Genomic DNA, 12,220 nt, shown 5'->3' on the forward strand with positions numbered 1-12,220 from the left:
TCTAGAGTGGAATATTTAAACTGAAGGCAATATTTCTACCAATGTTACCAATTCCATCTGCTTTTAATCTAGATAGATGGGAAATATAATTCTCATTGAAAAGGTTATTTCCTGTAACGGAATATCCTACCTTTTGATTAAAGATTCTCATGTCACCACCAATACCCACGTTAAAAAGATGGTATCGTGGGGTTTTGGTTTCAAAATCCGCTACTTTATTTTGATTAAAATGTGTTTGTAGCGTTACGAAAGAATAGCATTTGTAATCTTGATTTCTCTTTTTCCATTCTACTCTAAAGGTATTGGTCCAGCGATTGGCAGGAATCAATGGTAGATTGGAGTTATCTTCCAGTTCTCCGTAAACTATATCGTACGCACTTTCCAAATGCAACCAATCTATCGGGTGCGGATGTAAATGAAATCCAAACTCCCCGCCATACAATAGTGCATTTTGCTGTTGAAAGTTATAAATGGGATCCAAGTCCCTAAATTCTCCAGTAGGCTCTAAATATATGTAATCATTTACGATGTTATAGAACGTATTGATATAAGCCTCTAGGTGCCGGTTACCATATTCCAAAGCCAAGTCAACTTGGAAGTTTTGCTCACTATCAAGGTCAGGGTTTCCAATCTCTACTCTGTTTGCCCCACTGTGCAGTCCATTCGAAGTCAATTCCGATAAGTTTGGGGCTCTGAACCCAGTAGCGAGATTCAACCGTCCTATGATATTCTGGGTTAGGTCCATACGATATCCCGCTGCAGCATTGAAACTATTGAAATCTTTATTTAATACAGGAATGTATTCTTCGTCGCCATCAATACCGCTTTCTTCCCCATTAAGGGATCTAAGGTCATATCGCAAACCAATCTGAAGGTCACTTTTGTCAAAATGAATATGTGAGGTGGCCAAAACACCAAAATCATTGGTAATAGCATTGGGCACCAATACTTCTTCTCCAAAGTTTTCATTAGTTTGATGCATTCCTTGGATTCCGAAAATCGTAGTCATTTTACCCCATTGTGGGTTAAATTGAATGTTGTAATTAAAAGTGGTCAATCTCATATCCAAAGCTGCACCTTCATGTTCCTCTTCCTCATGATCGAGACTTTCTTCTTCATGGTCGTGGTCGTGGTCATGACCTTCATGATCATGATCATCTTCCTCTTCTCCATGATCATGATCATGTTCCTCAAACTCTTTTCTATTATTCACAGTATAACCAAAAGTAGCCTCTAAACTCGATTTTTTGAAAAATAGATTATTTTTTGAACTCAGTATATGTGTTGAGAGCTCTTGATAGGGCATTAATGGGTCGCGATCGTTATTTTGCACACCAATTTCTTCTGGAATTCCGAGTTCCGAAGCATTGTAATTGTACCTAAGTTCCGATTTAAACATAGCCGTCTGGTAAGCCAACCCTGTTTTAATATCAGCTTCGTTGAACCTTGAATTTGTAACGCTGGTTCCATCCCCGGTTTCATAATCTGCATTTGAGGCATAAGCACCTCGAACCAGAAACTTAAGCTTTTCACCAGATGTTTTGAACCCGGCATTGGCATTGTATCCAAGCGTATTTGTAAAATACCTCATGTTTATATCTCCCGAAGTTTCTCCAGGAGTCTCAAACTTTTCTGGATTCAGATATAAAACACCTCCTAAAGCATCAGAACCATATAGTAACGAGGCAGGCCCTTTTATAACCTCTACACTTGAAACTCCTGCATCGTTGATTCCCAATCCATGTTCTCCACCATATTGTTGATTCTCCAAACGTACCCCTTGTGTATAGACCAAAACACGGTTAAAACTCAATCCACGGATAACAGGCTTTCCAATGCCAACACCAGTAGAAACGGATGATACGCCAGGAATGTTCGTAATTCCTTCGGATAATGTAATACCGCCTTGCTGTTTTAAATCTTCCATGGATTTTTGTTCCACTTTCATCACGTTCTCGCGCTGCAGTTTGTGGAATGGAGTGGAAAGAACAACTTCATCTATTTCTATGGCAGATGTGGCCATTTGATAATCAAATTGATTACTACCTTGGGTAATTTCAATGGATATAGAATACGTTTTAAAACCAATATACGAGATAACCAATTTATAATTCCCTTCCGGCAAGTTCCTCAGCATATAAGTTCCATTTTCGTCGGTTACCGTACCATTTTCCAACTGTGGGATATATACCGATACTTGTTCCAAAGGCTCACCGCTTTCAGCGTCCATAATAGTACCGGATAATGTATGCTGTGAATATGCGCTAATAGATGTCAACGCCAAAAGCATTGAAAAGTACAATTGTTTCATTGTTAAGGTTTAATTTTTTAAAAATCTTAAATCAATCTTGCTAACCTATAATGGGAGGCACCTCATGTAATCGATTGTGGAGGTTGACAGGTATATTGTGCATGACTAATTAAGTTACGATAACTGTTATGTTACTATAAAACTATTACTACGAAAAGAAGGCTCCCAGCCCCATTCGTTTCAACATTTTTTTCTCAAAATTCCAAAAGAATTGATATTGTCCGAACAACCAGCCAACAAAGACAAGAAGTATTTGGTAAATAGGGAAAATTAAAAGTATTCGAAGCACCCAATATACCATAACGTGAACATTATCATCATCTAACCCCATCCAATGGACCAATGGGCCGGCCAATTTACCCGAGGCACTTCCGGTTATAGCAAAAACAATAAAAATTGCAATCATTTCCCATTTATAATCCACTTTCCATTTGCCTTCCAATTTTCTAAAACACCATATAAAAAATTTGACCAACAAAAGGTATAGGACCAATGTTGCGCCAATGGTAAATATCCATTCAATATAAGTGTTGTTTAAACCAAACAAATGTAGAAAACTCCTAGAAATCATATAGGATGTAAGAAAAACCAATAACATTCCTAAAATTGGAAAAACCATTTGCCAGTTTTTTTGGATTTCCCAACGTTGTTTTAATTTTTGCATAGCAATATATTAATGCCGCAAAAATAGCACATTAAATTCTTGGAAGAAAAGGACCTAGTCGCTGATTATATTTTCTCTGAAAATAAATGAAGTAATTGTATAGTTTGTAGTTTACCTCGTAACCATAATCGATGTTTGGGTCGTAGTTGATTTGCAATTCATACAGATTTGGGTTGAACCTATTGGGCTGTAGCACTCTTTGATTCCATGTAATTACCATAATTGCATTTCTGTTTTCTAGAAAAGACTGGGAGTAGTAGCCTTCAGGTTTTGCTATGGAAAGTAACCAAGCATTAAAACCTGGTTCTATTATTATAATCTCATATTCTGTTTCATCACTCTTAATTTCGACTGGCTCCTCTTCTGTAGAATCAAAAAGCGCTTTTTCATCTTCTGAAACATCAAGTATAGCTTTCTGCGAAGTACATGAAAATAAACAAAACACAAGTGTCAAACAAAACAACAATGGGTTTGCAATCTCCTTTTTCATCTTTATAAGATACAAAAAAGCCACTTGAAATTTCAAGTGGCTTTGTTAAATATATAGTTATGTTGTAATTTTTATTTTCCAAAAAGACCGCCCAACACTCCGCCAAGACCACTTTTTTTCTCGTTTCCTCCATTCAACACCATACCGGCCAAGTCATCAATAACACTACCATCACCATCACTATCCAAAAAGGTTTCGATTAAAGATTGCTGTTTATCCGCTACTTGGTTACCACCCATTAATCCACCTAATAATCCGTTTAGGCCTTCTGGGCTACTCACATCTTGTTGTTTGGTCTGTTTTCCCAAATAACCTAATAGAATTGGTGCCGCAATTTTTAATATTTGAGAAATTGAGCCAGCATCAATACCTGATTTACTACTTAGGGCATTTTCTACCTGAGGTTGTTTGGAACCTAATATGTGTCCCAATATTCCAGCACCATCATCCACTACATTTTGGTCGACACCTCCTCCAAAAAGCCCTCCAAGATCATCTAAAATTCCACCATCGTGTTTCGATGAAAGTGCATTCATAAGTCCTTCAGCTCCTCCTGGGGTAGATGCATTCTTTTTCATGGCACCCATTAATAATGGCATGGCCATACTTAATACTTCTGCCGTTTTGTTTTCCGGTTGTCCTGTTTGACCAGCGACACCGTTAACCAACTGTTTTCCTATTGGGCTATTTATCAAATCTAATAATCCTGACATTTTGTTCGTGTTAAGGTTGAAAAGGCAATGTACAAAAAAGAGTCTTTTGATTGATTATTTACCGTAAGAAAACCTCTTATTTTAGTAATTTGATGACTTTCTTGGCCAATTCTATCCCGATACGTTCTTGCGCTTCAATAGTGGAACCGCCCACATGTGGACTTAAAGAAATCTTTGGGTTCATCAATATTTTGATTTCAGGAGTAGGTTCCGACTCAAATACATCTAGTCCCGCAAAAGACAAATGATCCGATTCTAATGCTTCGATTAAAGCAACTTCATCCAAAACCCCGCCACGTGAGGTATTTATAATTCCAGAACCGGGTTTCATAAGGCCCAATTCTGTTTTTCCAATTAGGTATTTTTCTTGGGAAGGCACGTGCAAACTCACAAAATCGGAGTTAGACAATACTTCTTTTAATTCACTCCTTTTTAAATCAAAATTGATTGTTTGTCCGTCGTAAAAAGAAAGCGTAAGAGTGGTTTCTTCCAAATGGTTATCGGTAAACAATACATCCATTCCCAATGAAAGGGCCATTTTTGCCGTCGCCTGACCAATTCTTCCAAAGCCTATTATACCAAGTGTTTTTCCACGTAGCTCTATTCCGCTAGCATAGCTCCTTTTTAATTGGTTAAATTGACTATCGCCTTCCAAGGGCATATTTCTATTCGCATCGTGCAAAAACCGGATGCCATTGAGTAGATGTGCAAAAACCAATTCTGCCACCGACCCTGACGACGCTTGAGGTGTATTAAATACCTTTATCCCTTTGGATTCAGCGTACTTTACCTCAATATTGTCCATACCAACACCACCACGTCCAATTAGTTTTAAATTGGGACAATCATCAATTACTTTTTTATCCACTTTGGTGGTGCTTCGAATTAGAAGGACATCAATTTGGTTTTTGTTTATATAATTTGCCAATTGCTCTTGTGCAACCCTTGTGGTTTTTATTTCAAAACCTGCTTTTTCGAGCAAGTTTGTTCCTGCTTGGGCCAAGCCATCGTTCGCTAAAATATTCATCATTGAAAATTATCCTTTCTTTTCGAGTTCACTCATTATATCAACTAAAACGCCAACACTTTCCAAAGGAAGTGCATTGTACATGGATGCGCGGTAACCACCAACAGACCTATGTCCATTAATGCCACTTATCCCAGCTTCTCTGCACATCTCATCGAACTCATCTTTAAGTTCATCATCGGTGATGTTAAAAGTTGCATTCATTGTAGAACGATCCTCTTTGGCCGCAAACCCTGAGAATACGGGATTGAGTTCAATTTCAGAATAAATAAGGTTCGCTTTACGTTCGTTGATTTCTTCTATAGCTGCTATACCCCCTAAGTTCTTCAACCACTGCATGGTTAGCAAGGAGACATATACCGCAAAAACGGGAGGAGTGTTGAACATACTGTCTTTAGCAACATGGACAGAATAATCCATCATTGACGGTATTTTTCGCGACATCTTTCCTAAAATATCTTCTTTTACCACTACGAGTGTAGTTCCTGCGGGACCCATATTTTTTTGTGCTCCGGCATAAATCAAATCAAATTGGGCAAAATCCAATTGTCTGGAAAATATATCTGAACTCATATCGCAAACCAATGGAACGTTGGTTTTAGGAAATTCCTTGAACTGAGTACCAAAAATAGTATTGTTAGAGGTAAGGTGAAGGTAATCCAAGTCCGATGGGATCTCAAATCCTTTTGGAATGTATTTAAAATTTTCTTTTTGTGAAGTGGCCACTTCTACAATATCACCAAATAAGCGAGCTTCCTTAATGGCTTTTTGGCTCCAAGTTCCTGTATTTACGTACCCTGCTTTCTTATCCAAAAGATTGTAGGCGGTCATTAAAAACTGCATGCTGGCACCGCCTTGAAGAAACAAAGCTTGGTACCCTTTACCTTCTAGACCCAAAAGTTCCAGGGCCAAGGAGCGAGCATTCTCCATTATGGCTACAAATTCTTTACTTCGGTGTGAGATTTCTAGAAGTGATAGGCCAATGCCATCCAACTCTATAACGGCCTCTGACGCCTTTACCATTACTTCTTGGGGTAAAATGCATGGACCTGCACTAAAATTATGCTTTTTCATTTCCTTGGTTTATTGGGTAAAGGTCTTAAAAAATGTTGGATCTTAAAACGTTTGCTAAAGTTAGCTTTTTCTTAAAGTTTTAGCAGGAACTCCATGGTATCAATTCCATCCGCGTAGTCGTTTAAGCTTGGTTTTTGAGTTTCACCAAAATTGATGTGATTTTCCCTTGTACTACCGGAAACCACACATTGGATTTGCTCATTAAGTTCTTTTAATTCTTTTGTAAGGCTGGTTTCATCTTCATAATAAGAATAAAACAATGCGGAAATAGGAGAGGAGAGGCTTTTTTCTTCCTTTAAAATTAAAAAGCCGTTGTCGAGTATTTTAAATTCACTCATTAAATACACCGCTTTGTTATAATCGTAATTATTGGCATATTTATGATGATGGATGATATCTTTATAATGAAAAAGTGCATTGAACAGCACTTCAAAATTATAGTTCTTTGGCACAAAGATTTTGGAAACATTACGACAGCCTAATCCATAGTACTGGAAAATATCTTCCCCAAGCGCTTTTAGTTCCTCTTTTGTTTCATTTCCAGTGAGGATAGCTACCGAATTTCTATTCTTCCTGATTATATTCGGTTTATTTCCGAAATAATGCTCGAAGTAACGGCTTGTGTTGTTACTTCCAGTGGCAATAACTGCATCAAAGTTCTCCAATCGCCCTTCCACAAACACTATACGGTTCGCTAAGGAAGGCTCTTGTTTTATCAAATATTTTGATAGAAAAGGTAATAGCAATTTATCATTTGACGACAACTTGGCCAATACTTTGTTTCCAGACAGCAGCACACATAAAAAATCATGAAATCCGACCAAGGGAATATTGCCAGCCATTACAATGGCTACGGTTTTTGGTTGGATTTCTTTAATAGCATTATAATTGGACAACCAGTCCTTAAGATTTTCCTCAGTCAATAAAGCGCCCCATTGTTGAAGGGAAAACACAATATTATCTTCGTTAAACCACCCATTATGGTGTCCAGCAACTGCAATAACTTCCTTGAGTCCAGTGTGGTCTTCAGCCTCTTTGAAATAGCCATTATTGCAAAAATCTGTTAGGTATTTTCCAAGTTTAACAAAAGCTTCTATAGTTTTAATATACGGTGCCATTAAATTTGTACACTAATTTAGTAGGGTTTATTTTTGTAAAAGTAAGCATGCTGATATGAATCAGCCCAAAAGGAAAAGAAAATTATGGCAATTATTATAACAGATGAATGCATAAATTGTGGTGCTTGCGAGCCAGAATGCCCAAATACAGCAATTTATGAAGGTGCAGATGAATGGAGATATAGTGATGGAACTTCATTAAAAGGCGATGTAGTTTTGCCCAATGGCAAAGAAGTTAGCTCTGATGAGGTTCAAGAGCCTGTCAGTGATGAACTTTATTATATTGTTCCAGATAAATGTACGGAATGCAAAGGCTTTCATGAAGAACCACAATGTGCGGCAGTTTGTCCTGTGGATTGTTGTGTACCGGATGAGGACCACGAAGAAACCGAGGAAGAATTACTGGGCAAACAAAAGTTTATGCATCCAGATGGTTAAGCCATAAAAAACATTTAATTTAGCCCGAACCTTAAATGATTCGGGTTTTTTTATGCAAAAAAAAGATTATAACGGTATTTGGAAACATGTAGGGTGCACATTGTCCCTAATTGCCATTTTTGGAATGATCGCTTTGGTGGTTATCAGTCTTTATTTATTGATTCAAGGCTTTTAGTCACAGTATTAAAACTTCAACTTATATTTGCAGCCTCAAATCAGTTTTCAATGATTGGTTAGCATTTAGCAATTAAAAATGAAATCAAGATTCTATACTAATTATAGAAATTTTTTTTTGAATACTGATAACAAAAATCTGATATCGAAATCTAATAGCTAGTAAATGAAAGCAGGTATTGTAGGATTGCCCAACGTTGGAAAATCAACACTTTTCAACTGTTTATCCAATGCAAAGGCACAAAGTGCCAATTTTCCGTTTTGTACCATAGAACCTAATATTGGTATAGTCAATGTACCGGACACACGTTTGGAGAAATTGGAAGAATTGGTCGATCCTGAACGTGTACTGCCCGCAACAGTGGAAATTGTGGATATAGCAGGGTTGGTAAAGGGTGCCAGTAAAGGGGAAGGACTTGGGAACCAATTTTTGGGAAATATCCGAGAAACCGATGCCATTCTACACGTACTCCGCTGTTTTGATAATGATAACGTAGTACACGTTGACGGTTCCGTGGACCCAATAAGGGACAAGGAGACCATTGACATGGAATTGCAATTAAAGGATTTGGAGAGTGTTGAGAAAAAGCTTGATAAAGTAAAACGAGCAGCTAAAACCGGTAATAAAGAAGCCCAGAAAGAAGAAGCGGTGCTTTCTGCACTAAAAGAAGGGCTTGAGGCTGGAAAATCCGTAAGGGCCATTGAAGTTGGTGAAGATGAACGTGAAGAATTCGTAAAACCACTACAATTGATTACGGACAAACCTGTAATGTATGTTTGTAATGTGGACGAAAGCGCAGCTGTCGATGGAAATGCTTATGTAGAAAAAGTAAAAAAAGCAGTTGCCGACGAAAATGCCGAAGTCATTTTTTTGGCTGTAGGAACAGAAGCAGACATCACTGAGTTGGAAACCTACGAAGAACGTCAAATGTTTTTGGAAGACCTTGGTCTTTCAGAGCCTGGTTCCGCAAAATTGATTCGTGGCGCCTATAAATTACTCGATTTGGAAACCTACTTTACTGCAGGTGTCAAAGAAGTGCGAGCATGGACCATTCCTGTTGGGGCTACTGCACCACAGGCTGCAGGTGTCATCCATACCGATTTTGAAAAAGGATTTATCCGCGCCGAAGTCATTTCTTACGACGACTACATAGAACACGGTAGCGAAGCCAAAGTAAAAGAAGCCGGCCGTATGCGTGTAGAAGGTAAAGAGTACATTGTAAAAGACGGTGATGTGATGCACTTTAGGTTCAACGTATAAAGCGCTGGACATCGTAATCCTTATTGTTTTGATTTTCCAATCTACTGACGTGGACTAGTTTTGAATTATGTCCAGAAAGAGTTTGGGGGTTATATATGGTGTTTTGGGAGTTGTTATGTTCTCCTCGAAAGCTGTTATGGTAAAACTTGCCTATGCCTACGATGTGGATACACTTGATTTGCTTTTGTTTCGAATGTTGTTTTCCCTGCCGTTCTACATTTTCATGCTCTTTCTGATTCGTAAAAAATCTACAAAAACAACAATTGCCGGTAAGGATTATGCTTGGCTCTTTCTTTTTGGTTTCGTTGGCTACTATTTGGCTAGTTATTTCGACTTTTTAGGGTTAAACTACATAAAGGCAGGATTGGAGCGGATTATTTTGTTCGTGTATCCCACCATTGTTGTATTTCTTAGTTGGTTGGTTTTTAAACAAAAGATAACCCGGGTACAGTTTATTGCTATTGTCATTACATATATTGGCGTAGTGATTACATTTTGGGATGAATTGGACGTTGCTGGAACTAAAGTACTTTTAGGCGGTTTTTTGGTTTTATTGAGTGCCATTACCTACGCATCATATCTAGTAGGAAGTGGTTGGTTGATACCCAAATTTGGGGCACTACGGTTTACCTGCTATGCTATGATAGTGTCCACCATCTGTATTGTATTCCATTATGTGGTTTCTGGCAATTGGGAATTAATGGATTACCCTTGGCCTGTTTACGCTTATGGTTTGGTCATGGCCATTTTTGCCACATTTATTCCGTCTTTTTTAGTTTCGGCAGCAATCGAAAGACTGGGCGCCTCCAATTTTTCAATTTTGGGAAGTTTGGGGCCCATTTCAACCATATTGTTGGCTTTTGTGTTTTTGGACGAAAAACTCACATATTGGCAACTTGTTGGAATGTTAGTGGTTATTTTTGGAGTGACCTATTTATCGATACAAGGAAAAAATAAGGCTAAAGGCTGATATATATTAACAATTATTGTTTTTCATTGTTGATTACTTTCTACCGCACATACTCTTATTTTAGCCCCTATATTTTATATTGCAATGATTAACCCTTAACTAATGGCAGACACCCAATATACTGAGGATAATATCCGTTCGCTGGACTGGAAGGAGCATATTCGTATGCGTCCGGGGATGTACATTGGAAAATTGGGCGACGGTTCCTCCGCAGATGATGGAATTTATATTCTCCTAAAAGAAGTTCTCGATAACTCTATCGATGAATTTGTAATGGGAGCGGGAAAGACCATCGAGATCAATATCAAGGAAAACACGGTACATGTTCGCGATTACGGTCGTGGCATTCCACTTGGCAAAGTAGTGGACGTGGTTTCCAAAATGAATACGGGAGGTAAGTACGATACCCGTGCCTTTAAAAAATCCGTAGGATTGAACGGGGTAGGTACCAAAGCTGTGAATGCACTATCTACATATTTTAGAGTTGAATCCAACAGAGACGGACAATCCAAATTTGCAGAGTTTGAAACAGGGAATTTGGTCAACGAAGAGCTTTTGGAAGAATCATCCAGAAGAAAAGGAACCAAGGTAAGTTTTATTCCCGATGAATCCATCTTTAAAAAATACAAATACAGAAATGAGTATGTAGAGCGGATGCTCAAATACTACGTTTACTTGAATCCTGGTTTAACCATTGTTTTTAATGGAGAAAAATTCCATTCCGAAAATGGTTTAAAAGATTTGTTGGAGGATAACAATAATCAAGAAGACTTTCTATATCCCATTATCCATCTCAAGGGTGATGACATTGAAGTGGCAATGACCCACAGCAAAACACAATATAGTGAAGAATACCATTCTTTTGTAAATGGACAACATACAACGCAAGGAGGTACGCACCAATCTGCATTTAGAGAAGCTGTGGTGAAAACCATTCGCGATTTCTATGGTAAAAATTATGATGCGTCGGACATTCGAAAATCGATTATCTCCGCGGTTTCCATAAAAGTAATGGAACCCGTGTTCGAGAGCCAGACGAAAACAAAACTAGGCTCTACCGATATGGGAGGTAATTTGCCCACAGTACGTACATATATAAATGATTTTGTAGGTACACAATTGGACAACTACCTGCATAAAAACCCGCCGACCGCCGAAGCGCTTCAAAGAAAGATAGTACAGGCAGAGAAAGAGCGAAAGGAACTTTCCGGTATTCGAAAGCTTGCCAGGGACCGTGCCAAAAAAGCCAGTCTCCACAATAAAAAACTTCGGGATTGTCGTGTCCATCTTCAAGACATGAAAAAAGACCGCCGTTTGGAATCCACTCTTTTTATAACAGAGGGCGACTCCGCATCAGGTTCCATTACCAAATCCAGGGATGTGAACACCCAAGCCGTATTTAGTTTACGTGGGAAACCCTTGAATTCCTACGGAATGTCCAAAAAAATTGTGTACGAAAACGAGGAGTTCAACCTTTTACAGGCTGCGCTTAATATTGAAGACTCCATGGAAGATTTGAGGTACAACAATATCGTAATTGCCACGGATGCCGATGTGGATGGAATGCATATTCGATTGTTGTTGATTACCTTTTTCTTACAGTTTTTTCCAGAACTAATAAAAGAAAATCATTTGTACATTCTTCAAACCCCGTTGTTCAGAGTACGCAATAAAAAAGAAACCATTTATTGCTACAGTGATGAGGAAAAAAGGAATGCAATTGAAAAACTAACCGGAAAAACGGAAATTACCCGATTCAAGGGATTGGGCGAAATTTCACCGGATGAGTTTCAGCACTTTATTGGAGATGATATTCGCTTGGAACCGGTAATGCTGGATAAGGCAATGAGCATAGATAGTCTATTAAAATTTTATATGGGGAAAAATACACCGGATAGGCAAGAGTTTATCATAAACAACCTTAAAGTAGAACTTGATTTAATAGAAGAAAACCAACTATAACCCAAATAAATGCCTTGC

General features: G+C 38.2%; 12 protein-coding genes. 5 read left to right on the forward strand and 7 right to left on the reverse strand.

The window, feature by feature from the left end; all coding sequences use genetic code 11:
• Position 1: 1 nt before the first annotated feature.
• The 7 genes from MWU56_RS02415 to MWU56_RS02445 all read right to left on the reverse strand — a co-directional run bounded on the left by MWU56_RS02415 (position 2) and on the right by MWU56_RS02445 (position 7,397).
• Positions 2-2,311, reverse strand: coding sequence for a TonB-dependent receptor (locus MWU56_RS02415; protein ID WP_247041841.1), 2,310 nt, complete (start codon positions 2,309-2,311; stop codon positions 2-4).
• Between the two features lie 148 nt (positions 2,312-2,459).
• Positions 2,460-2,975 carry a DUF6787 family protein gene (locus MWU56_RS02420; RefSeq protein WP_247041843.1) on the reverse strand — a complete coding sequence of 172 codons (516 nt, stop codon included), beginning with the start codon at positions 2,973-2,975 and terminating at the stop codon, positions 2,460-2,462.
• Positions 2,976-3,006: 31 nt separating this feature from the next.
• Positions 3,007-3,465: a DUF6146 family protein gene (locus MWU56_RS02425; RefSeq protein WP_247041845.1), complete on the reverse strand. Its 459-nt coding sequence runs from the start codon at positions 3,463-3,465 to the stop codon at positions 3,007-3,009.
• 71 nt (positions 3,466-3,536) lie between these two features.
• On the reverse strand, positions 3,537-4,178 hold the full coding sequence (locus tag MWU56_RS02430) for a DUF937 domain-containing protein (RefSeq protein ID WP_247041847.1): 642 nt from the start codon (positions 4,176-4,178) through the stop codon (positions 3,537-3,539).
• Positions 4,179-4,254: 76 nt separating this feature from the next.
• Entirely contained in the window at positions 4,255-5,205 is a 951-nt protein-coding gene (locus MWU56_RS02435) for a D-2-hydroxyacid dehydrogenase (RefSeq protein WP_247043687.1), read from the reverse strand.
• A 9-nt stretch (positions 5,206-5,214) separates the two neighbouring features.
• Positions 5,215-6,279, reverse strand: a complete 1,065-nt coding sequence (gene serC / locus MWU56_RS02440; protein WP_247041848.1) for a 3-phosphoserine/phosphohydroxythreonine transaminase — start codon at positions 6,277-6,279, stop codon at positions 5,215-5,217.
• Positions 6,280-6,350: 71 nt separating this feature from the next.
• Complete coding sequence (locus tag MWU56_RS02445) at positions 6,351-7,397, reverse strand: acyl-CoA reductase (RefSeq protein WP_247041850.1); 1,047 nt, start codon at positions 7,395-7,397, stop codon at positions 6,351-6,353.
• 84 nt (positions 7,398-7,481) lie between these two features.
• Between MWU56_RS02445 and MWU56_RS02450 the strand changes: the two genes are divergently transcribed.
• From MWU56_RS02450 to MWU56_RS02465, 5 genes are all read left to right on the forward strand, one after another.
• Positions 7,482-7,835 carry a 4Fe-4S dicluster domain-containing protein gene (locus tag MWU56_RS02450; RefSeq protein ID WP_247041853.1) on the forward strand — a complete coding sequence of 118 codons (354 nt, stop codon included), beginning with the start codon at positions 7,482-7,484 and terminating at the stop codon, positions 7,833-7,835.
• Positions 7,836-7,887: 52 nt separating this feature from the next.
• Positions 7,888-8,010 (forward strand): hypothetical protein, encoded by a 123-nt coding sequence (locus MWU56_RS16505; protein WP_262917768.1) that lies wholly within the window; start codon positions 7,888-7,890, stop codon positions 8,008-8,010.
• 165 nt (positions 8,011-8,175) lie between these two features.
• A complete protein-coding gene (gene ychF / locus MWU56_RS02455; protein WP_247041860.1) occupies positions 8,176-9,270 on the forward strand; it encodes a redox-regulated ATPase YchF in 1,095 nt (364 codons plus the stop codon).
• A 67-nt stretch (positions 9,271-9,337) separates the two neighbouring features.
• Positions 9,338-10,240: a DMT family transporter gene (locus tag MWU56_RS02460; RefSeq protein ID WP_247041861.1), complete on the forward strand. Its 903-nt coding sequence runs from the start codon at positions 9,338-9,340 to the stop codon at positions 10,238-10,240.
• Positions 10,241-10,342: 102 nt separating this feature from the next.
• A complete protein-coding gene (locus MWU56_RS02465; protein WP_247041862.1) occupies positions 10,343-12,202 on the forward strand; it encodes a DNA topoisomerase IV subunit B in 1,860 nt (619 codons plus the stop codon).
• Positions 12,203-12,220 lie beyond the last annotated feature (18 nt).

This window comes from Allomuricauda sp. F6463D (assembly GCF_023015965.1).
Taxonomy (GTDB): domain Bacteria; phylum Bacteroidota; class Bacteroidia; order Flavobacteriales; family Flavobacteriaceae; genus Flagellimonas.

What these genes read in the sequence shown, in the direction of transcription:
- MWU56_RS02415 (WP_247041841.1), bottom strand. Translation starts at nt 2,311, where the DNA reads ATGAAACAATTGTACTTTTCAATGCTTTTGGCGTTGACATCTATTAGC.
- MWU56_RS02420 (WP_247041843.1), bottom strand. Translation starts at nt 2,975, where the DNA reads ATGCAAAAATTAAAACAACGTTGGGAAATCCAAAAAAACTGGCAAATG.
- MWU56_RS02425 (WP_247041845.1), bottom strand. Translation starts at nt 3,465, where the DNA reads ATGAAAAAGGAGATTGCAAACCCATTGTTGTTTTGTTTGACACTTGTG.
- MWU56_RS02430 (WP_247041847.1), bottom strand. Translation starts at nt 4,178, where the DNA reads ATGTCAGGATTATTAGATTTGATAAATAGCCCAATAGGAAAACAGTTG.
- MWU56_RS02435 (WP_247043687.1), bottom strand. Translation starts at nt 5,205, where the DNA reads ATGAATATTTTAGCGAACGATGGCTTGGCCCAAGCAGGAACAAACTTG.
- serC (WP_247041848.1), bottom strand. Translation starts at nt 6,279, where the DNA reads ATGAAAAAGCATAATTTTAGTGCAGGTCCATGCATTTTACCCCAAGAA.
- MWU56_RS02445 (WP_247041850.1), bottom strand. Translation starts at nt 7,397, where the DNA reads ATGGCACCGTATATTAAAACTATAGAAGCTTTTGTTAAACTTGGAAAA.
- MWU56_RS02450 (WP_247041853.1), top strand. Translation starts at nt 7,482, where the DNA reads ATGGCAATTATTATAACAGATGAATGCATAAATTGTGGTGCTTGCGAG.
- MWU56_RS16505 (WP_262917768.1), top strand. Translation starts at nt 7,888, where the DNA reads ATGCAAAAAAAAGATTATAACGGTATTTGGAAACATGTAGGGTGCACA.
- ychF (WP_247041860.1), top strand. Translation starts at nt 8,176, where the DNA reads ATGAAAGCAGGTATTGTAGGATTGCCCAACGTTGGAAAATCAACACTT.
- MWU56_RS02460 (WP_247041861.1), top strand. Translation starts at nt 9,338, where the DNA reads ATGTCCAGAAAGAGTTTGGGGGTTATATATGGTGTTTTGGGAGTTGTT.
- MWU56_RS02465 (WP_247041862.1), top strand. Translation starts at nt 10,343, where the DNA reads ATGGCAGACACCCAATATACTGAGGATAATATCCGTTCGCTGGACTGG.